Source organism: Virgibacillus tibetensis, assembly GCF_036026595.1.
GTDB classification, from domain to species: domain Bacteria; phylum Bacillota; class Bacilli; order Bacillales; family Amphibacillaceae; genus Virgibacillus_P; species Virgibacillus_P tibetensis.
The window spans coordinates 1-19,712 of the sequence record NZ_JARZFX010000002.1; the positions used below are offsets into that span (position 1 = coordinate 1).

The 19,712-nt window shown below is 37.4% G+C and carries 20 protein-coding genes; all 20 read right to left on the reverse strand.

The window, feature by feature from the left end:
• Positions 1 to 7: 7 nt before the first annotated feature.
• Positions 8 to 1,204: a PDZ domain-containing protein gene (locus tag QGM71_RS04915; protein WP_327606415.1), complete on the reverse strand. Its 1,197-nt coding sequence runs from the start codon at positions 1,202 to 1,204 to the stop codon at positions 8 to 10.
• A gap of 129 nt (positions 1,205 to 1,333) precedes the next feature.
• The gene (locus tag QGM71_RS04920; RefSeq protein ID WP_327606416.1) at positions 1,334 to 2,800 is read right to left on the reverse strand and encodes a S41 family peptidase; all 1,467 of its coding nucleotides are present in this window, start codon (positions 2,798 to 2,800) and stop codon (positions 1,334 to 1,336) included.
• A gap of 180 nt (positions 2,801 to 2,980) precedes the next feature.
• Positions 2,981 to 4,351, reverse strand: coding sequence for a murein hydrolase activator EnvC family protein (locus tag QGM71_RS04925; protein ID WP_327606417.1), 1,371 nt, complete (start codon positions 4,349 to 4,351; stop codon positions 2,981 to 2,983).
• A 125-nt stretch (positions 4,352 to 4,476) separates the two neighbouring features.
• Positions 4,477 to 5,370, reverse strand: coding sequence for a permease-like cell division protein FtsX (ftsX, locus tag QGM71_RS04930; RefSeq protein ID WP_327606418.1), 894 nt, complete (start codon positions 5,368 to 5,370; stop codon positions 4,477 to 4,479).
• On the reverse strand, positions 5,360 to 6,046 hold the full coding sequence (gene ftsE / locus QGM71_RS04935) for a cell division ATP-binding protein FtsE (RefSeq protein ID WP_327606419.1): 687 nt from the start codon (positions 6,044 to 6,046) through the stop codon (positions 5,360 to 5,362). The genes ftsX and ftsE overlap by 11 nt, the downstream gene beginning before the upstream one ends.
• A gap of 468 nt (positions 6,047 to 6,514) precedes the next feature.
• On the reverse strand, positions 6,515 to 6,877 hold the full coding sequence (gene cccB / locus QGM71_RS04940) for a cytochrome c551 (RefSeq protein WP_327606420.1): 363 nt from the start codon (positions 6,875 to 6,877) through the stop codon (positions 6,515 to 6,517).
• A gap of 186 nt (positions 6,878 to 7,063) precedes the next feature.
• A protein-coding gene (prfB, locus tag QGM71_RS04945; protein ID WP_327606421.1) for a peptide chain release factor 2 occupies positions 7,064 to 8,168 on the reverse strand; the annotation gives its coding sequence in 2 pieces (ribosomal slippage) (positions 7,064 to 8,095 and positions 8,097 to 8,168; 1,104 coding nt in all).
• Between the two features lie 75 nt (positions 8,169 to 8,243).
• The gene (gene secA, locus QGM71_RS04950) at positions 8,244 to 10,757 is read right to left on the reverse strand and encodes a preprotein translocase subunit SecA (protein ID WP_327606422.1); all 2,514 of its coding nucleotides are present in this window, start codon (positions 10,755 to 10,757) and stop codon (positions 8,244 to 8,246) included.
• A 240-nt stretch (positions 10,758 to 10,997) separates the two neighbouring features.
• A complete protein-coding gene (locus QGM71_RS04955) occupies positions 10,998 to 11,159 on the reverse strand; it encodes a hypothetical protein (RefSeq protein ID WP_327606423.1) in 162 nt (53 codons plus the stop codon).
• Positions 11,160 to 11,479: 320 nt separating this feature from the next.
• Entirely contained in the window at positions 11,480 to 12,037 is a 558-nt protein-coding gene (gene hpf / locus QGM71_RS04960) for a ribosome hibernation-promoting factor, HPF/YfiA family (protein ID WP_327606424.1), read from the reverse strand.
• Positions 12,038 to 12,722: 685 nt separating this feature from the next.
• The gene (locus QGM71_RS04965; protein WP_327606425.1) at positions 12,723 to 13,076 is read right to left on the reverse strand and encodes a flagellar protein FliT; all 354 of its coding nucleotides are present in this window, start codon (positions 13,074 to 13,076) and stop codon (positions 12,723 to 12,725) included.
• Positions 13,076 to 13,477, reverse strand: coding sequence for a flagellar export chaperone FliS (gene fliS, locus QGM71_RS04970; RefSeq protein WP_327606426.1), 402 nt, complete (start codon positions 13,475 to 13,477; stop codon positions 13,076 to 13,078). Before fliS ends, QGM71_RS04965 begins: the two co-directional genes overlap by 1 nt.
• A gap of 30 nt (positions 13,478 to 13,507) precedes the next feature.
• Positions 13,508 to 14,965: a flagellar hook-associated protein 2 gene (locus QGM71_RS04975; protein WP_327606427.1), complete on the reverse strand. Its 1,458-nt coding sequence runs from the start codon at positions 14,963 to 14,965 to the stop codon at positions 13,508 to 13,510.
• Positions 14,966 to 14,980: 15 nt separating this feature from the next.
• Complete coding sequence (gene flaG / locus QGM71_RS04980; protein ID WP_327606428.1) at positions 14,981 to 15,349, reverse strand: flagellar protein FlaG; 369 nt, start codon at positions 15,347 to 15,349, stop codon at positions 14,981 to 14,983.
• Between the two features lie 84 nt (positions 15,350 to 15,433).
• Positions 15,434 to 15,670, reverse strand: coding sequence for a carbon storage regulator CsrA (gene csrA, locus QGM71_RS04985; RefSeq protein WP_327606429.1), 237 nt, complete (start codon positions 15,668 to 15,670; stop codon positions 15,434 to 15,436).
• Positions 15,671 to 15,672: 2 nt separating this feature from the next.
• Positions 15,673 to 16,125, reverse strand: a complete 453-nt coding sequence (gene fliW / locus QGM71_RS04990; protein WP_327606430.1) for a flagellar assembly protein FliW — start codon at positions 16,123 to 16,125, stop codon at positions 15,673 to 15,675.
• Between the two features lie 18 nt (positions 16,126 to 16,143).
• Positions 16,144 to 16,707 carry a DUF6470 family protein gene (locus QGM71_RS04995; RefSeq protein ID WP_327606431.1) on the reverse strand — a complete coding sequence of 188 codons (564 nt, stop codon included), beginning with the start codon at positions 16,705 to 16,707 and terminating at the stop codon, positions 16,144 to 16,146.
• A 75-nt stretch (positions 16,708 to 16,782) separates the two neighbouring features.
• Positions 16,783 to 17,652, reverse strand: a complete 870-nt coding sequence (gene flgL / locus QGM71_RS05000) for a flagellar hook-associated protein FlgL (RefSeq protein WP_327606432.1) — start codon at positions 17,650 to 17,652, stop codon at positions 16,783 to 16,785.
• A 9-nt stretch (positions 17,653 to 17,661) separates the two neighbouring features.
• Entirely contained in the window at positions 17,662 to 19,134 is a 1,473-nt protein-coding gene (gene flgK / locus QGM71_RS05005) for a flagellar hook-associated protein FlgK (protein WP_327606433.1), read from the reverse strand.
• A gap of 34 nt (positions 19,135 to 19,168) precedes the next feature.
• Positions 19,169 to 19,660 (reverse strand): flagellar protein FlgN, encoded by a 492-nt coding sequence (locus QGM71_RS05010; protein ID WP_327606434.1) that lies wholly within the window; start codon positions 19,658 to 19,660, stop codon positions 19,169 to 19,171.
• Positions 19,661 to 19,712 lie beyond the last annotated feature (52 nt).

A 19,712-nucleotide genomic window follows, 5' to 3' on the forward strand; every position in this document is an offset into this window, starting at 1 on the left:
ATACATATTAGATCGTTTTTTTTCTTTTTTTGACTCGATAAGGATTTGTTAAGAATATCAATCCTAGTTCATGATGATCACCTTCATACAATGCACTTCGAACAAAGCGGATTTCACCTGCATCGTCCAATAATTCCAATTTAAATGAAGCGCCACTTTCTTGAAGTGCCTGGTAGAATCCTTCCACACTGTTTATTCTTTGACCGTTTACTTTTACCACTGTTTCACCTACTACTATTTCCAGGCGGTCAGCCGGAGTACCTGGTATTATTCCCAGTACTTTTAATCCTTTATCCATCTGATGAAAGAAAGCATTTGATTGTCGATCGTTCATACGATGTTTATAATTAATATACTCTCTGCCTAATATAGCTATGATAACAGCTGCAAGGGACAATCCTTGGATAAAAATACTGCCAACAGCTATTAAAATAACGATTGCCCCCAAAAGAATCGTTGATTTCGCTAGTCTGCCTGCAGCCTGTCCAGGAAGGCTACCTCTAACTATATGGTCAAAACAAATCAAAAAGGGGATAAGTATTAGACTATAGGTCTCTCCTCCAAGAGAAAAGTATGGCCAAAATGCTGCCATCGGAGTAATTAAACCAGTTGGAACCAACGTGAAGAATGGTATTAAACTCATTTTCTTTAAATGGTGCTGTCCAACCCATACTCCACGAGATCCAAGAACAAGCTCAGGATAGGTTTCATTACGTCTGACCCTGCTTAGTATAATACCTTCCACAATCAGTAATATTCCCATAATTACTACCAAACCTGTAAAATTAGTTTGCGAAAAGAGGTCTGCATCTACATAATTTTGATTCTTTAACACAGAAGGTAAGAATAATAATAATATGTAAGTAATTCCTACAGTGTAACTAGCGGATAGCATAGTAAATTTTAATGTACTTAAACTTAAAATGATCATAACAATACTTAAAAGAAGTAAAGTTTCATAAGAAAACACAATTCCTGTTCCCAACGTAAAAAGAGAAATGCATATTCCGCTGATAATGGCTAATATCCACGTATTTTTCCATTCTGAAAAAACATCGAATACTTTACTTCCAAAATTCATTCTTTCTTTTTTAATCCTTCTATTTCCGACTATTAATATTAATAAAATAGACCAGTATAGAAGTGGATTAAGAAAAAGCTTTCCAATTCCTTTTGCGAGTTCAATTAACCATACTTCTAACAAAGTAATCACCTTCCAGAAAAGCTACTTTTCTCTATACTTATATTCGATATTTGTCGAATCTATTCCTGCTTAAGAGGTCAAAAATTATCTAACTTGGTAAAAAAACCGCGAGTTGTACTCGCGGGTTAATTATTTATATAATTCTTCTAAAGCCTTTTCCAGCTGTTTGTCATCTTCACCACTACGGATCTTTTCAACAATTTGAGTCTCCATTAAACCCGCAGTTTGTTCATCCACTTCACCTGTTATCTCCATGTCATTGGTTTTCTGGAAATCTTTTACAGCCTCTTCAGTTTCTTTATCGAAGTATCCGTCCTCTCGTCCCAGATCATAACCTAAGCCAATTAGCATCAATTGAACGTTCTTAATATTATCATCTGACTGATCGTAAACCAGCGGTTCTTCAATTTGTACTGGATTTGAGTAATAATAATCAGCCTGTGCAATCTCTATAGTCGGTTCTACACCTACTTCATTTACCCATTCTCCGTTTGGAGAAAGCCATTTGTAAAATGTTAATTTAATGGTACTTCCATCTCCTAACGGTACAGCTTGCTGTACTGTACCTTTTCCATAGCTGGTCTGACCGACTATGTCATAGTCCATTTCCTTCATAGCTACAGCAAGTATTTCTGAAGCAGAGGCACTTCCTTCGTCAATTAACACACTTATGGGATATTCCTTTGTTTCATCCAATTGTGAATAATATGGTGTTTTTTCGCCATTTTGGTCCTCTATTTGAATATAGGGTGTGTCGCTGGGAAGAAATAATTTCAACATATCTTCAACAACATTCAGCAGACCACCGGGATTTCCTCGAACATCAATTACAAGTCCTTCAATTCCCTCTTCTTCAAGCATCTCCAACTGCTCTTCAAACTCTTCGCCGGTGTGCTCTGAAAAATTCGTTACTTCCAGGATACCTGTTTTCTTTCCATCAATTGTCTCTACTTTATTATATACCGTTTCAACCGGGATTGTATCACGAATAATCGAAACATCAAATGGTTCTGATACACCTGGGCGTTGAATTTGCAATATAACCTCAGACCCTTTTTCCCCTCTAATTTTAGCAACGGCTTCGTTAAGGTCCAACCCTTCCAAATTCTCTTCGTCTACACGTAATACTTGGTCATTTGGTCTTAATCCTGCTTTTTCAGCAGGTGAATCTTTTATCGGTGAAACTATAGTTACTGTACCATTTACCATACTTACTTCCGCACCAATACCTTCAAATGAAGACTCAATCTGCTCATTGAATTGCTCCATCATCTCGATATCCATATATGTACTGTAAGGGTCTCCGAGAGTTGCCAGCATACCTTGAATGGCACCCTCAATTAATTGCTGATCTTCCACGTCTTCTAAATAGTGCTGCTGGATTAAATTAAAAGCCTGTGCAACCTTTTTCATATTCTCAGGTGGAACTACCTCTGTTTCTTCATCCCCTGTTTCTACTGATTCCTCACTGTTTATCCACTGCTCATCATTAGATTCGTTAGGCTGTGCCATCTGTACACCCACATAAGCACCAGTAAACCCTAATATAAGAGCCGCAAGCAGCAGAAATGTGATTTGCAATTTATTTAAATTCATCTTTTCACCCCAACAATTATGATTCATCATTCCTATGTAATATACAAAAGCATACCATTATCTCATTATAAAGACTATGGTTTTATCTTTTTATTTATGTGGATATTTTATTATAGTGAAAAAAGACATCACTCCAAATGGGTGATGCCTTTTTCATTTAGTCTGAAGGCAACTAGCTATTTATCGTAAGTAATTAAGAGGGTTTACAGAGCTGCTGGATCCCTTCCATGGCCCATTATGGACTTCAAAGTGTAAATGCGGCCCTGTAGAAGCCCCTGTATTCCCTGTTGCACCAATTGTTTGTCCTTGACTAACAGCCTGTCCAGGAGATACAGACATCCTGCTTAGATGTGCATAAAGTGTAGTATACGTTTTGCCATTGATATTATGGGAAATTAAGATCGTATTTCCATATCCACCCATCCATCCTGCGCTGACAACTACTCCTGTTCCTGCGGCTTTAAGTGTTGTGCCGACTCCAGCAGCAATGTCGATACCGGCATGAAGTTTCTGTCCTCCATGAATTGGATGTATTCTGTTTCCATAGCTGGATGACATACCACCCGCAGCCGGCCAAATAAATATTCCACTTCCACCTGTGCTTGGACTTGGGCTAGAGCTTGTACTCTGTGCTGTTTTTTGCTTTTCTGCTTTCTTTCGCTCTGCTTCTTTTCTGGCTTCTTCTTCACGTGCCAATTGCTCTAATTGACCTTTTTCAGATTGTGCCAGTTGCTTAGCTTTTTCAATAGCAGAAGTTTGTGCTGCCAGAATTGCTTGTTCTTCCTCTAACGAGACTTTATATTCCTCTAAATGATTGTGCTCTTCTTCTAATTCTGCCATTAGTGTTTCCTTCTGAGCCAGTTGTTTATCCAGATCACCTTTCAATGCCACTAATTCTTCCTTTTGTCCTTCTAATGCTACCTTTTTATCTTCTACTTCATCTTTTTTCGTTTCCACTTCTAACTTACTTTCTTCTAATGCAAGTTTATCTGCAGTATGTGCTTCCATAATATTTTTATCTTGATCCATAATTGTATTCACTGCTGAAGACCTGCTTATAAAATCACCAAAGTTTTGGGAGCCTAGTATTACTTCTATATACTTCATATTTCCGCCGCTTTTTTGAATTGCCCTCAAGCGCTCTTTCAACATTTCTTCACGTTTTTCAATACGTTCATGTAATACAATGATTTCTTCTCTTAACTCTTCTATTCTATTATTTAAATCTTCAATTTCCTGATTGGTTGTCGTAATTTCTTCTTCTTTTGCATTAATCTTGCTTTTTGTATCGTTTAACTTTTCATCAATAGTATTAATTTCTTGTTCTACTGTGCTTTGTTCATTAAGATTTTCATTAATCTTACCTTCAGTGTTCTTTTTATCACCATCTATATTACCTTGTTGCTTTTTGAGATCACCTTGCTCTTTTTCCAATTCATTAATTTTCTTATTTAACCCATCTATTGATTCTGCAGATATGCTTTTACTACTTGTCAAACTGGAAGTTAAAACCAGAATGGCCATTATCACGACTAAAGATACTTTCCTCAACTTTTTCGTTCCCCTTTCAATCTGTAAAAAATATTATCTACGTCTTTATCTATTTTCAAAATCAGACTACACTGCATAGTTCTCACAGCCTATATCTCGGACAATCTGGAATACTCGAATAGTGACTATACTTTAAGGAATTTGCGGACGCTCATCACACTTCCCCATATACCTATAAAGGCTCCGATTGAGAAAATAATAAGAGAGAGTTGCCATGCGAACGGATGAAATGGCAGCAGTTCAACAAAGCTGTACGTAATTCTATCGCCAACATTATTATATAAGTAGTAGTATCCTGCGAGAATAACTGTAATTGGAATAATAGATCCTAAAATTCCAAGCAGCATCCCTTCAATGAAGAATGGTCCTCTGATAAAGCCGTTAGTTGCCCCTACTAATTTCATGATGCCTATTTCTCTGCTGCGAGCCATGATAGTAATTTTAATTGTGTTAGAAATAAGAAATATTGCCGTGAAAACTAGTCCGATAATTAATGCGAGTCCAATATTTCTTGCATATTTATTAAATTCGAATAGTCGCTCGACGACACCCTGTCCATAATTGACTTCCTGAACCCCATTAATAGTTTCAATTTCACTAGAAACTTCCATCGTGTCTTCCGGGTTCTCTGTTCTGACGATAAAAACATGGTTTAGTGGATTATCCTGCTCAAATAACTGCCATGACTGACCTTCTTCACCCATACTATCAATCAACTTGCTTAGTTCATCATCTTTAGAGGAAAACACCACGGATTCCACACCATTAATTTGCTCTATTTCACTACCTAAAGAGGTAATCTCGTCTTCATTTAGTGTAATGTCAAGCAATGTATTAATTTCTACATCATCTTCAATATTTGTTGCCATTTGATTTAAATTGAGCATTAATGTCAGAAAAGCACCAACTAAAATCAATGTGGTCGTCACTGCACCTACCGAAGCTACCGTCATCCATCCGTTACGGAAGATATTTTTAAACCCTTCTCGAAAATGGCGTAGTATCGTTCTAAATCTCATAGCCGTATTCACCTCGGTGCTCATCTCTTACAATTAAACCATCTTCGACTGCAATAACTCGTTTCTTGATAGTATTGACAATTTCTTTACCATGAGTTGCCATAATAATTGTTGTACCTCTTGCATTGATCTCTTCGAATGTTTTCATAATGCCCCACGATGTATCTGGATCTAAGTTTCCTGTGGGCTCGTCAGCAATTACTATTTTCGGATGATTAACAATTGCACGAGCTATCGAAACACGTTGCTGCTCACCACCTGATAGTTCATCAGGAATAAAGCGGGCCTTGTTTTTTAGTCCAACGAGCTCCAGTACATCCATTACTCTTTTTCGAATATTGCGTGGTGATTCTTCAATAACTTCTAAGGCAAATGCAATATTTTCATAGACTGATAGTTTTGGCAATAACTTAAAATCCTGAAAAATAACTCCAATTTCTCTTCTAAGAAAAGGCACTTTTTTTTCTTTAATCGTGCTCATATCAATTTCATTGACAATAATTGTTCCAGCAGTAGGTTTTACTTCTCTATACATCAGTTTAATAAATGTAGACTTACCTGCTCCGCTGGGCCCAACAATGTAAACAAATTCACCCTGTTTTATATCTACATTAACCCCGTTTAGAGCGGTTACTCCATTGGGATATGTTTTATGTATATCTTTCATTAATATCATATATAAATCACCTTTATAGTTTGAGTTATCATACTTTTTGTTCTGTTTTCTATGTGTTACGAGGCTTATTTCTAATCAATCAACTGCCTATTGCTGTTTTTAAAAAGACTAAACTGAAAACCAGCCACACTTTCATTGCCTAATTAATCTGTGTTAAGCAATTCTTATACATTATAACATCTTTCGGCATCAATTTTAGACATAAAATTATTACATTTGTATTTCAAAGGACCTATATTTTGAAATATAAAGTCTGTTTTAGGGGAGAAGAGCTTATTTTTGCCATAAAATGAAAGTTATGATGGCGTATCCTGTTCTATCAGAAGTTTTAGTCATCAGGGACTTAAATTCTGGGGAAAACATGAATAGGACTGAATGATTTTCTATTAAATGAGAGATTTAGGCAACAAAAAAAAGTTTGATTTACTGATATCAATAAATCAAACTTTTAAGCATACATCTCTTTTACTATTCCTTTTCAGCTAACCAATTTGCCAGTAAGTCCACATCGTCTCCACTAGCCATACCAGCTGGCATGCTTCCTTGTCCATTTTCAATAATAGCAGCAATATCATCAGCAGAATGATCAGAACCTACATTTTGCAGCCCTGGACCTGATGCTCCGGATAAATCTGCACCATGACAAGATGCACAATTGCTTTGGTAAACTTCTTCTGCAGCAGCAACATCTACCGTGCCACCTTCAGTTGATTCTTCTGTTCCTGTGTCCCCATTGTCTGCTGGCTCTTCTGAAGCGTCGTCAGCTCCACCGCCACATGCACCAAGTACTAGCGCAGTTCCAATGAGAAGTGCAAATAACCATTTCTTCATAGATTAAATCCCCCTAACAAATATTGTAGTGTAAAGGCTATCATTGGCTATTATACCCTTTTCTACAAGATTTAAAACCCTTTCAAGATTTGTGTATTGTTTGAATTCAGTTAAAAACCCTTACACATCAAGAGTTTTGGTAATTTGTGTCAAGTTTATGAAAGTATGTTTGCTCTTGATTAACCTCTAGTAATTGATTTGAGATCTTAGGTATGCGTCGATAAATGGATCGATATCTCCATCCATAACACCTTGCGTATTACCAATTTCCACGTGTGTACGGTGATCCTTCACCATGGAGTAAGGATGAAATACATACGATCGAATTTGACTTCCCCAACCAATCTCCTTTTGTTCTCCCCTAATATCGTCAAGCTCCATTTGTTGTCGCTCAATCTCCAATTGATACAATTTAGATTTGAGCATCTTCATAGCTGCTTCCCTATTTTTTATTTGCGATCGTTCATTTTGACATGTAACAATAACATTAGTGGGAATATGTGTAATACGTACAGCTGAGTCGGTTGTATTAACATGCTGTCCGCCTGCCCCACTGGCGCGATACGTATCTATTTTTACATCTTCTGACTTCACTTCAATATCTACGTCACCGTCTATTTCCGGCATAATATCACAAGAGGCGAAAGAAGTATGACGACGGCCGGATGAATCAAAAGGAGAAATACGTACCAATCTGTGAACACCTTTTTCTGCTTTTAATTTTCCGTATGCATTATGGCCCTTAATCAGTAATGTCACACTTTTAACACCAGCTTCATCACCTGGCAGATAATTAAGTGTTTCGACCTTAAAGTCATTACTATCAGCCCATCGCTGATACATACGTAGTAGCATGCTTGCCCAGTCCTGTGACTCTGTGCCTCCGGCTCCCGGATGGAGTTCTAAAATAGCATTATTTGCATCGTAAGGTTCACTTAACAGCATTTTAAGCTCAAAGTCATTAACCTCTTTTCTAATTGAACTAATCTCTTCGTTGAGATCATCAAATAGCTCTTGATCGTTTTCTTCTTTTACGAGCTCATAGGAAACCTCTATATTATCCAATCGTTCTTCCAGCTCTTCAAAGTTGTCCACGTACTCTTTCAATACATTTACCTCTGAAATTGTTTTTTGTGCACTATCCTGATTATCCCAAAATTCGGGTGAGGACATAATCATTTCTAATTCTTTTATTCTCTGTCTCTTCGTATCCAGGTCAAAGAGACCCCCTAAAGTCAATAATACGTGAAGCCATTTTGTCTAATTCATTTCTGATTTCTGCTAATTCCATCTAAATCACCTCTGATTAATTTTTTATTCTTTTTACAATGAAAACACTCCCTTTACTGGGGAGTGTGCTCCATTATTATTTCCCGTGGCAATTTTTATATTTTTTACCGCTGCCGCATGGGCATGGATCATTTCGCCCAACATCCTGTGTTTTAATATACGGTTTACGGCTCTTCTTTTTCTGATCCTGTCCACCAGCAACTGCTTGTGTGTTCTTCACAACTTCCTGCCGTTGTAAGTTATCTCGTATTTGTGCTTTCATTATATACTTCGTAACCTCTTCTTCAATGTTTTCAATCATTACTTCAAACATTGCAAAACCTTCCATTTGGTACTCACGCAATGGATCATTCTGTCCGTATGCTCGTAAATGTATACCTTGACGCAGCTGGTCCATTTGATCAATGTGATCCATCCATTTTGTATCTACCGTACGTAATAAAATAACCTTTTCGAACTCACGCATTTGATCGGGTGATAACTCGGATTCTTTTTCGTCGTAGCGAGAACGTACTTTCTGCATTATTACTTCTGTAATTTCTTCAGGCTCTTTTCCTTTAATCGTATCGATGCTAATATCGTCTTTTTCTAATAAATTCCCATGTACGTATTCCATGATCGTTTTATAATCCCAATTATCTTCGTCATCATCCTGTGTATGGGTGACAATCACACGATTCAGCGTAGATAAAATCATTTTTTCTATGATTTCCCGGAGGTTTTCGTTTGCTTCAATAACATCAAAACGCTGTTTATAGATAATTTCCCGTTGCTCACGAAGCACATCATCATAGGATAATACTTGTTTACGTGCATCAAAGTTGTTGCCTTCCACTCGTTTTTGAGCAGACTCTACAGCACGGGATACCATCTTGCTTTCAATTGGCTGGTCGTCATCCATACCTAGACGCTCCATCATAGATCTAAGGTTATCAGAACCGAAGCGTCGCATCAGTTCATCCTCCATAGACAGATAAAATTGTGACATACCAGGATCTCCCTGACGACCTGAACGGCCTCGGAGCTGATTATCTATACGACGAGCTTCGTGACGCTCCGTGCCAATCACAGCTAATCCTCCTAATTCCTTCACACCTTCACCTAGTTTAATATCTGTTCCTCGTCCTGCCATGTTGGTTGCGATCGTCACGGCACCTTTTTGGCCTGCGTTCTCGATAATTTCTGCTTCCCTGAAGTGGTTTTTAGCATTCAGTACATTATGTTTTACGCCAGCTTTCTTCAATAACTGAGAAATCAATTCTGATGACTCTACAGCTACTGTCCCTACGAGCACAGGCTGACCTGCTTTATACCTCTCTTTAATTCCCTCAACAACGGCATTAAATTTACCTTCCATCGATTTGTATATCTGATCTGCTCGATCATCACGGACGATTTGCCTGTTTGTTGGGATGGCTACAACATCCATGTTATATATATTTCTGAATTCCTCTTCCTCTGTTTTTGCTGTACCAGTCATACCTGACAATTTATTGTACATACGGAAGAAGTTCTGAAAAGTAATGGAAGCAAGCGTCATGCTTTCATTTTGAATCTGCAGTCCTTCTTTTGCTTCAATTGCCTGATGCAGTCCATCGCTATATCGACGGCCTTTCATTAAGCGCCCAGTAAATTGGTCAACAATAACTACTTCTTCATCCTGTACTACGTAATCTGTATCTCGATGCATAGAAGCATGTGCTTTTAAAGCCTGATTAATATGATGAGTTAACGAAACATTACTCAAATCATACAGGTTTTCAATAGAAAAATAACGCTCCGCTTTATTAATGCCTTCTTCTGTAAGTTGTACACCCTTTGTCTTTTCGTCATACGTATAGTCTTTTTCATGAGTTAGTCCACCTACAAAACCATTGGCTTGTTGATACAAAGCCGCAGATTTTTGAGCAGAACCTGAAATAATTAACGGTGTTCTAGCTTCATCAATTAATATGGAGTCAACTTCATCAATGATGGCAAAGTTTAACGGGCGTTGCACCATTTGCTCTTTATACAAAACCATGTTATCCCGCAGATAATCAAAGCCGAACTCATTATTCGTACCATAAGTAATATCACTATAGTAGGCTTCTCTTTTTTCTTCTTTCGACAAACCATTTCCGTTCAGACCAACTGTTAAGCCAAGGAATCCATATAGTTCTCCCATTTCTCTGGCATCACGGTCAGCTAAGTATTCGTTCACTGTAATGATGTGCACACCTTTTCCAGATATAGCATTCAAATAAGCTGGCATTGTGGAAGCCAGCGTTTTACCTTCCCCTGTCTTCATTTCAGAAATGTTGCCTTCATGAAGAGATATAGCTCCAATTAACTGTGTCTTAAAGGGACGCATATTTAGTACTCGTTTTGAAGCTTCTCGAACTACAGCATATGCTTCCACCAGGATACTATCCAAGCTTTCCCCATTTGAATAGCGCCCCTTAAATTCTTCTGTTTTTTGTTGAAGTTCCTCATCTGACAACTTCTCTATTTCTGGCTCTAATGCTTCTATCTGATCTACTCTATTTTGTATCCGATTAAGTTGTTTTTGATTTCCATCACCAAATATTTTTCTTAATATTCCAGCCATCTTGAACGCTCCTCAATATATAATTCTATATCATTTTTTTAATATAAATACTTACTTTAATCCACTATTAATAATAACACTAGATAATCAAGTATGACAACTGCTTCGAACAAAAGATCCGCTTCATGCTATGTAGTTATGCCAAGCAAAAAGAGCAGTCCGGGGATGAACTACTCTTTGTTTTGAGGAATTTGAGGATACTGTGCGAAAAGTAACAGGACTCTTCATGCGAAGAATGTATTATGTAAGGGAATACTTCTTGTTCTCTTTCTTGTCTGTAGTTAAATCAGTAATTCTTCGGTTTGTAGCAGCTATTATTTCAACCAGTTGCGTGATTGTCTCTTCATGTTGCTGAACTTTACTTACCAATTTATTAAATGTCAACTGCTCCTTCTCATTCACCATCCCACCTCCTAGTTCTATTGACTTAGTTATATCACATACATAGTTCAAAAGGCTAATTACCGTTTTTCAATTTTGGGTTGTTGTTCGACAGTTATTTTATGTAAAACCTTAAATTCCGACAAGATTTTTGAAACAATCAGACAATTTCCATCAATCTTAATGTCTAAAATTAAAATTTGGTGTTTTTCTCTACAAAATTCGACACACCTCTTCCAATATCGTTTAACGTCTTACACAGCAAGGGGTTAACCCTGAATAAAAACCAAAAAGACGACCCCGATTTGGGATCGTCCTGTCATTTTATTCAATTTTAGTTCTTACAGGTTAGGTTCAATTAATCCATATTTTCCGTCATTACGACGATACACCACATTTGTCTCACTTGTTACGGCGTTGGTGAACACATAAAATGCATGCCCTAACATATCCATTTGTAATACTGCTTCTTCTGAGTCCATTGGTTTTAAATTAAAACGCTTTGTTCTAACAATTTCAATCTCTTCTGAATCTTCTTGCAGAGCAATGTTATTTGCTTCTCTTTCCAACTCTGCAAAAATATGTTTTGGAGAACCTTCTTGTCGGAACTTGCGATTTACTTTTGTTTTGTATTTTCGGATTTGTCTCTCCAGTTTGTCGACGACTAAGTCGATGGCAGCGTATAAATCAACATGCTGTACCTCTCCACGTAACAATAAATTTGTCATTGGAATAGTTACTTCAATTCTCTGCTCATCATTATAGACACTTAAATTAACATGTACATCAGATGCTGGTGGGGTATCAAAATATCTTTCTAGTTTACTAATCTTCTTCTCCACATACTCCCGTATTGCTCCAGTCACCTCAAGATTTTCACCACGAATGTTAAATTTCATTTAAAGTGTCCTCCTTTCATCCTTATGTATTTATTATACTACGTTTCCCTCACGAATTCCTGCTTAAACCACTTAATATTAAAATATTTGAGTAAAACAAAGATAGATTCCTTTCATAGACACGTTATTATAGATTTTTAAAAAATTCTCTTTTCATAATTTTTAATGTTTATAATCCCGCAGTTGATATAAACTGCGACGTAGCCGCTGGGTTGCTTTCGCTGCTGACCGTTGCTTTCCGCGGGCACGGCTTCAGCCTCGGGCTAACAGGATGTTAGTCATGAAGGCGTTGCGACAGGACGTCGCGTTTTTAGCCTTCCATCCCACAAACCCACTCTGCGGGGTCTTCAGACACGTGCTATTCCCGCAGGAGTCAACGGTCCTCCGCTCCAAACAATCAACGTAATTGTGAAGTCAGCGGCAAAGAAAACACTGCAAAGTGAACGAAGTGAAGCTGAGCAGATGTTGCACTTATACCCGGAGTGGTGAAAGCGAAGTGTATTTCCGTAGCGGAGTTACGTCAATAACAACTTACGTCGTCCTATATAGATTATGTTTCATAAAACAACATTTCTTTTCGGTGGGGTCAACCAAAGGTGCAGTTCCAACTATTTTCGGTGTGACGAGTAAGGGGGTCTCATCGTTTAGAAAACAAAAAGCTCCTGCAAATTCAGGAGCTTTCCAATTATTTTTTACTATCCATAAACATGCCATCCAAAGATTGAATTTTCTCATACGGATTCGAATAGGTTCGATTTGATTTCTTCTGTTTTTTCATTTGCTTCATTTCTGATTTTAATTCATTAAATAATAACTGCATTTTATCTTGTATTTCTTCATTGATTAATACTAATTCCCTACCAGTCTGCTTTTCTTCCATCGTATATGGTGCTGCTAGTTCCTGCAGATGACTTCCTCTTTGCTCAACTAGCAGATTAACTTTTTCTATGATAGATTCACGGTTTTTTGATGTGGTTTCCTGTTCCAATACTTCTTTTAACTCTATAGTGATACGATGAAGGTCTCTTAATCTGTTCATTATACACGTTCGCCTTGCGCGAATTGTTTTTTCCTTGTTTTTAAAATCACTTGTTTCCAAGTATCTCTAAAGTCTGTAGCAAATCCTAATACTTCTTCAAGAATAGCAACGTCGTTTTTTACATTACCTTCTTTGAGTTGATAATGCATATAGTCATATAATGGAAGTAGTTGTCCGGAAATCTCAACTTCCTGGTCTAACGTTAACATTAATTCCTGTATAATGTTTTGTGCTTTTTGAATATTGGTATTTTTTGCTTCGTGATTACTTTCGTTCATATCTTTGATCGCTTGTTTAATAAATTTAATACAGCCATTATATAACATTAGCGTCAGCTCTCCACCTGAAGCAGTATTAACGGAGTTATTTTGGTATGTTTGATATTGCTTATTAAGTGACAATTTATTCACTCCTTAAAAAGTTGTTCTCTATTACATGCTGCCGAACTGGGACATCAATTGAGAGGATTGCTGATTCATACGGGAAATTGCTTTTTCCATAGCGGTAAATTGACTCCAATAACGGTTTTCTACTTGTACCAAACGATCTTCAAATGAAGATATACGACTATTAATATCCTTCATACGCTTACCTAGCGTATAGTTTTCGAGGGTGTCTGTTCCATTACCAGCACGACTCTTAATTTGCTTCATCGTCGATTCAATAGAATCTTCTACCCGATTAACAAGACCACGCTCTGCTCCAGTTCCACTATTGGAGAATAGCTTTTGAACATCCGCCGGGTTCTCCTGAAGAGCAGTTCTTAATTTACCTTCATCAACGATCAGTTTGCCGCCGTCCATGTAATTAGGGGACGTTTTAATTCCAAGTTGGGTTAAAGAAGTGAATTCTCCCCCTGTTTCTACAGAGGAGTACCAGCTTTGTCGCATGGAAAATAATCCATTTGAAATCGACGATTCTCCACGGAGGATACCACTCATCGCTCGTTCTTCCCAAAGTTCGATTTCATCCTCGGACATTCCTTTTTTTTGTTCCTCTGTTAAAGGTGGGTAATCCCGAAACCTTTCCTCACGTTGGGAACCATTCAGAGTTTCAACTACTTCATTGTATTTATCTATGAATTTCATGATAGAGTCAAAAGATTCATCTATGTTGTTTACGACGGTTAATGAAGCACTTCCGACATCCTTAAATTGAAAACTCACTCCATTCAGCTGATAGGAATTTGATTTCGATGTTAATGATAAATGATCGTTGTATGTGAAGCTCGCATTCTCTCCACCTTTTTCTCCGGCCATATCGAGTTTTAGATCGGTTGAGAAAAAGACGTTATCTGCCCCAAATTCAATCTCGTTCCCGGCTTCATTGTAATTACCTGTTCTTGTTGTTTCCATAATCACTTTATCCGATTGTGAATCATAAAAAGCACGAACATTATTATCGGCATCCGTAATTCTTTTTAATACTTGATTTAGAGTATCTTCTGCTTTTACCTCAAAGGTGTGCTCAATAGCCTCACCTTTTTCATTATAGGTTGAAAAATGGAAAGTACCGGCTCTTTCTGCACCCAACGCTTCAGTCGCAACCAATTCTATTTTGTCTGCACTCATATTCATAGCAGAAGATGCTAACTTGTCTACTTTAATATTATAAGTGCCATTAGCAGTATTTGTTGAAGCAGTCGCCGTAACAGCACCTTCATTAGAGGAACTAACCGACTTCGAGTTATAGGTTCTGCTCATTTTCATATCGAGCATCATGTTATCCAATTCAAGCAAAGACTTATTAATATCCCGAAAGGCATCGCGCTGCCAGGTTAATTTTGTTTGATCTTGTTTCATTCGGTCTAACGGCATGCGCTCTGCTTCCATCAGTTTTTTAACAAGCTGCTCAGTATCCATTCCTGTTGCCAGACCACCAATTCGCATTATATGTCACTCCTTCTAAATTTTCTTATCGATGATTATTCCCATTAATTCTGCCATATCGGCATACATGTCCAACATTTTCTTCGGAGGTATTTCTTTAATTATTTCATCAGTTAACGGATTAACTACTGTCACATAATATTCATTCAGTTTATCGTGAAATTGAAATTTCAGATTTGTTCGTAATGGCTCAATAAACTCATTTAATTTAGATACAACAGTTTCCACTTGATCTTTGTTGATTACCTTACCTTTATGTAACGCGATCTCCTTTTCAATACTGCTTTGTACAGTGGATCTTTCCGTTGCTGTTGTTGTGATTTGCTTGTTGTTTTCACCATTAAGCAGAGGCTGTGATCCATTCATCACCTTTTCTAATCGCATACCATATGCAACTCCCCGACTACTTTATTTATTATTTATATCGACCTCTATTCAATTAATATAAAGGTTTTTATAAAATAATACTTACTTGTAGTTATCTTCGTTTTTATTATTTAATAATTGAAGAATATCTAAGGGAATATTTGCGGCTTCGTTATTTTGCTCCTGAATATCTATATATATTTCTTTACGGTATATATCTATTGATTTAGGTGCATCAATTCCAAGTTTAATCTGGTCGCCTTCAATACCCAATACTTTTATTTCTATGTCTTCACCTATTTGAATTGCTTCATTCAGTTTTCTCGTTAAAACGAGCATACTTATTCCCCTTTCACTTTCAAGGAACTATTATCAGGAGCGATGGAAGCTTTCGTTGGATAGTCATCTGCATTTATAATAAATTGCTTTCCTTGTTTGGTTGTCGAGTTTAGGATGACGGGTGCTTTTAAATTCAATGTACTTTTGTTAAACGGATTTCTTAACGTTACAATTGTTAAAACCACAACATCCTCTTCATTTTTAATTTGCAGAGCCTCTAGTAAACTGGAATCAAGATCAAATGCATAATCACGATAAATATGATAAGGATTTGTAACAATAAAAGCTGTATTTACTGAATTTGTAGACTGTAATACTTGGAATATCCGGGTCTCTGGCAAGTCCAGTAAAACAAATTCTGTTTCTTCTATAAAACCTGGAAGACCTGCAGGAAATTGAATGGCTTTCGACTTATCTATCTCTACTTCCCCTAAATACTTTGTTTGCAAGTGCATCGTTCTACCTCATCCTTCCTAACTGTAAAGATTAATAAAATCAATATCTAAATTATGATGCTGCTTCATGCTTATTTCTAGCTGGGACCGTTCGTAAGTATGTTCAGGTTTGTTTACTGTCGATTCAATAATTGGCTTATTTGTTTGTACTTCTATTTTTACTTCTGAAGGCTGATAAGAAGTTTTTACAGCAAACTGTGATGGAATAAATTTAATACCTAACGCTTTCATAGGTGTATGACCATTTGTAACAGCTTGATTTACAAGGGGATTTCCTTCGTTCTCGATTCTCATCATTTCTGTTCCCTGCTGTGCTCTCCGACCCATTCCTTCTTGTGCAGCACTCCGTCCTTCTTGAGCAAACCGGTCATTTCGTTTAAAGATATGCATTAGATTCATATCTTCCCATGCCTGTGTTTGATCTATTTGTAATTTTGAAGAACTAGTAGTTATGGAAAGCTCAGCTTTTGGCTGCTGGATGGTCATATCAGCTTTAGGCTGACGAATTTCCTGTTTCCCTGCCGATTGCTGGATTTGGATTTCTGCCCGTTGTGATTCCAGCCGAATTTGTGGTAAACGCATAAACAAACACCTTCTCTTTCTAATGTAATAAAACCCTGAATCCTTAAAACATGGCTCAGGGTTCTTAATACACTATTAACGTAGAAAATCTATTAGTGAGGGCTGAATTATTCTTGAGCCGGCTGATAACGCAGCACGGTGCAAACTTTCCTGTGTGATTAATTCTGTAATTGCCTTGGCGTAATCAATGTCTTCGTTATCAGACATCATTTTTGTAGCAATAACCTCTTGCTCACCTAAACGATTCACAACAAGGTCCAGTCGATTCATTCGAGCTCCCAGGTCAGCTCTAGCATTAACGATACCATTTATATTTTCGTCAAAGTCGCCAATACTGCCTTGGATGCCTTCTTGATTATCTTGACCTAGATGTTCAATGAAATCATCAATTTTATCAAATAGATCACTGTTAAAAACGGTACTTGCATCAACATTTGCCTGTAATTTAGTTCCATTGGATACTTCGATAACTACTGAATCAGAATTAATATTAATAATACCATCCTCATCGATCGGTGGATTACTCGTATTTGTTCCATTGAATATATATTTTCCATTAACATTTGTATTAGCAATGTCTTTCAAGTGTTCCTTCAGCTGTTCTACTTCTTTCATTATGTTCTTTCTTTCTTCCTCGCCATACGTATCATTACTTGCCTGTACTGCCAACTCACGAAGCTTCTGCATCGTCTGTGTTGCCTTATCAAGTGATGCATCTGAATTATCCATCCAATTATGAACTTCACCTGTGTTGCGTTTGTACTGTTCAATTTCAATTACCTGACTGCGGTAATTCATACCTTTCATGGCTACTACCGGATCATCGGAAGGACGGTTTATTTTTTTCCCAGTATTCAACTGATCCATAACCATAGCCATTTTCGAATTACTGTTTGTTAAATTTCTCAACATATTATTCGATAACATTCCTTGCGTAACTCGCATGTTAATGACCTACCTTCCTACTAACCCCATATTATTAATAATTCGATCAAGCATTTCATCCATAGTCGTCATACTTCTGGCTGCTGCATTGTATGCATGCTGAAATTTGATCATATTGGACATCTCTTCATCCAACGATACAGAACTTACAGACATACGCTGGTCCTCCACTTGTCCACGGAGTACTGCTGTATTGTTTGACATACGGTTAGCTTGTTGTGCATCTACACCTAAGGTACCAATAAGGGATTCCAGATATCCCTTTACTGACTTACCACCCAGACCATCCAGACCTTTATTAAAAATTTCGGCTAATTCTGATGCTTTCCCACCATTACCTGCATTGTCGTCATTACTTGCTCTAATATCCTCTGGATCGCTTAAGATTACATTAATCGCTCCAGCTGCTCCATTTTCCTCGGTAATCTCATTAAAAAATTGGGGATCACCATGGACATCGTTAAACTCTTTTGCAAATTCGAATGCCATCGTATTTAAATTCTTAATCATGTCCGGGTACATGCCTGCAGGCTGATCGCCTTCTGTTCCAATAGAACCAAATGATTCAATCAAGCCTTTTAAAGAACCATTTGCATCCAGTATGGATGCATCTGGATCTTCTCCTATCGTAATTGATGAAACACCTTCATTCTCACCTTCACCTGAATATCCAATAGTTATATGATTATATTCTCCATTTTCCCCATCAACTAATTTACCCAAGACATTCCCGTTACTATCCACCACTTCTATTGTTTTTAGGCCATCAGCAGTTTTTGGTGAGCTTTCCCCACTACTATCCCTGGTTACTTTTATATCAACGATATTTGATAGCTCATCAATTAACCGGTCACGCTCATCGTATAGATCATTGGCCTGATAACCATGCGGCTCTATTTGTTTTATCTGTTCATTAATGCCATGGATTTGTTCTATTAAAGAATTCGCGTCTTTAACAGTTGTATCGATTTCTGACTTCAGGTCTCTACGGATATTGTTCAACGATTTAGATAGATAATTAAATGTATCTGCTACTGCATGTCCTCTTTGCAATACAACTGATTTTGCCCCGGAATTCTCAGGGTTGACAGAAAGATCCTGCAGCGATTGCCAAAACTGATCCATTGTTTTAGATAAGCCGCTTTCAGATGGCTCATTCATTACATTCTCCAAGCGACTCAGCGTTTTCGCTTTTGTTTCCCAATAGCCTGATTTACTATTTTCACCGCGAAATTGTATGTCTAAAAACTGATTTCGAATTCGCTCTATCGAGCCGGCCTTGACTCCAGTCCCAATTTGACCAGGCATTTCAGGCCGATTTCGTGAACCAGTCGGGTATGGATTCATCGTTTCAAAATTCACCCGCTGTCTAGTATATCCCTCTGTATTGGCATTTGATATATTATGTCCGGTTGTATATAAACCTGATTGTTGTGCCGAAAGGGCTTGCCTTGCCATTTCTAAACCATGAAATGTGCTCATGTCTTAACTCCTTTATAAACTGGAATAATTGCGGCTATGCTTTTGAGTCAAATACAGATCTTTTTACCTCAGTTGATTCATCACTCTTACTTCCGTAATTCATGCTATGAATCGAAGGGTTCAACATATCAATTGAAAGCTGCACAAACTGCATTGATTGATTGATTAGCGCTTGGTTCAGTTGTTCCTGCTGTTTTAGCTCTGTTATTACTTCAGTTAGCTTAGTTGTTGTTTTTTCCAGTTCTGTTTTATCACTTTCATCCCGTAAGAATTCCAGCATTTTAGTTACTGTAGTATCATCAGCTGGCAGTTGATTGATTGCAAACCAATTTATCACTTCTTTATTTCGCTTCTCTTCGGCTTGTTCAGTTAATCGGATTAACTTCCGCTCTTTTACAAGTAATGATTGTAATTTCTCAATAGAACCTTCTTTCATGATTTCAGTTTTTTCCTGTGAAAATTCTAAAAGATTTGTATGAAGGTTCACTAATTTTTCAAGTGACTGAATTATTGACTGTGCGGACAAAGTGAGTCCTCCTTTTATACTTGGCCGTTGATGTACAAAGGCGTAACCATTA

Bases quoted from the DNA above. Each gene is read 5' to 3' on its own strand.
- QGM71_RS04920 (WP_327606416.1), bottom strand. From the start codon at position 2,800: ATGAATTTAAATAAATTGCAAATCACATTTCTGCTGCTTGCGGCTCTT.
- ftsX (WP_327606418.1), bottom strand. From the start codon at position 5,370: ATGAGATTTAGAACGATACTACGCCATTTTCGAGAAGGGTTTAAAAAT.
- ftsE (WP_327606419.1), bottom strand. From the start codon at position 6,046: ATGATATTAATGAAAGATATACATAAAACATATCCCAATGGAGTAACC.
- cccB (WP_327606420.1), bottom strand. From the start codon at position 6,877: ATGAAGAAATGGTTATTTGCACTTCTCATTGGAACTGCGCTAGTACTT.
- secA (WP_327606422.1), bottom strand. From the start codon at position 10,757: ATGGCTGGAATATTAAGAAAAATATTTGGTGATGGAAATCAAAAACAA.
- hpf (WP_327606424.1), bottom strand. From the start codon at position 12,037: ATGAAATTTAACATTCGTGGTGAAAATCTTGAGGTGACTGGAGCAATA.
- QGM71_RS04965 (WP_327606425.1), bottom strand. From the start codon at position 13,076: ATGAACAGATTAAGAGACCTTCATCGTATCACTATAGAGTTAAAAGAA.
- QGM71_RS04975 (WP_327606427.1), bottom strand. From the start codon at position 14,965: ATGCGAATTGGTGGTCTGGCAACAGGAATGGATACTGAGCAGCTTGTT.
- flaG (WP_327606428.1), bottom strand. From the start codon at position 15,349: ATGCGATTAGAAAAGGTGATGAATGGATCACAGCCTCTGCTTAATGGT.
- csrA (WP_327606429.1), bottom strand. From the start codon at position 15,670: ATGCTCGTTTTAACGAGAAAACTGAATGAAGCAATTCAAATAGGTGAA.
- fliW (WP_327606430.1), bottom strand. From the start codon at position 16,125: ATGCACTTGCAAACAAAGTATTTAGGGGAAGTAGAGATAGATAAGTCG.
- QGM71_RS04995 (WP_327606431.1), bottom strand. From the start codon at position 16,707: ATGCGTTTACCACAAATTCGGCTGGAATCACAACGGGCAGAAATCCAA.
- flgL (WP_327606432.1), bottom strand. From the start codon at position 17,652: ATGCGAGTTACGCAAGGAATGTTATCGAATAATATGTTGAGAAATTTA.
- flgK (WP_327606433.1), bottom strand. From the start codon at position 19,134: ATGAGCACATTTCATGGTTTAGAAATGGCAAGGCAAGCCCTTTCGGCA.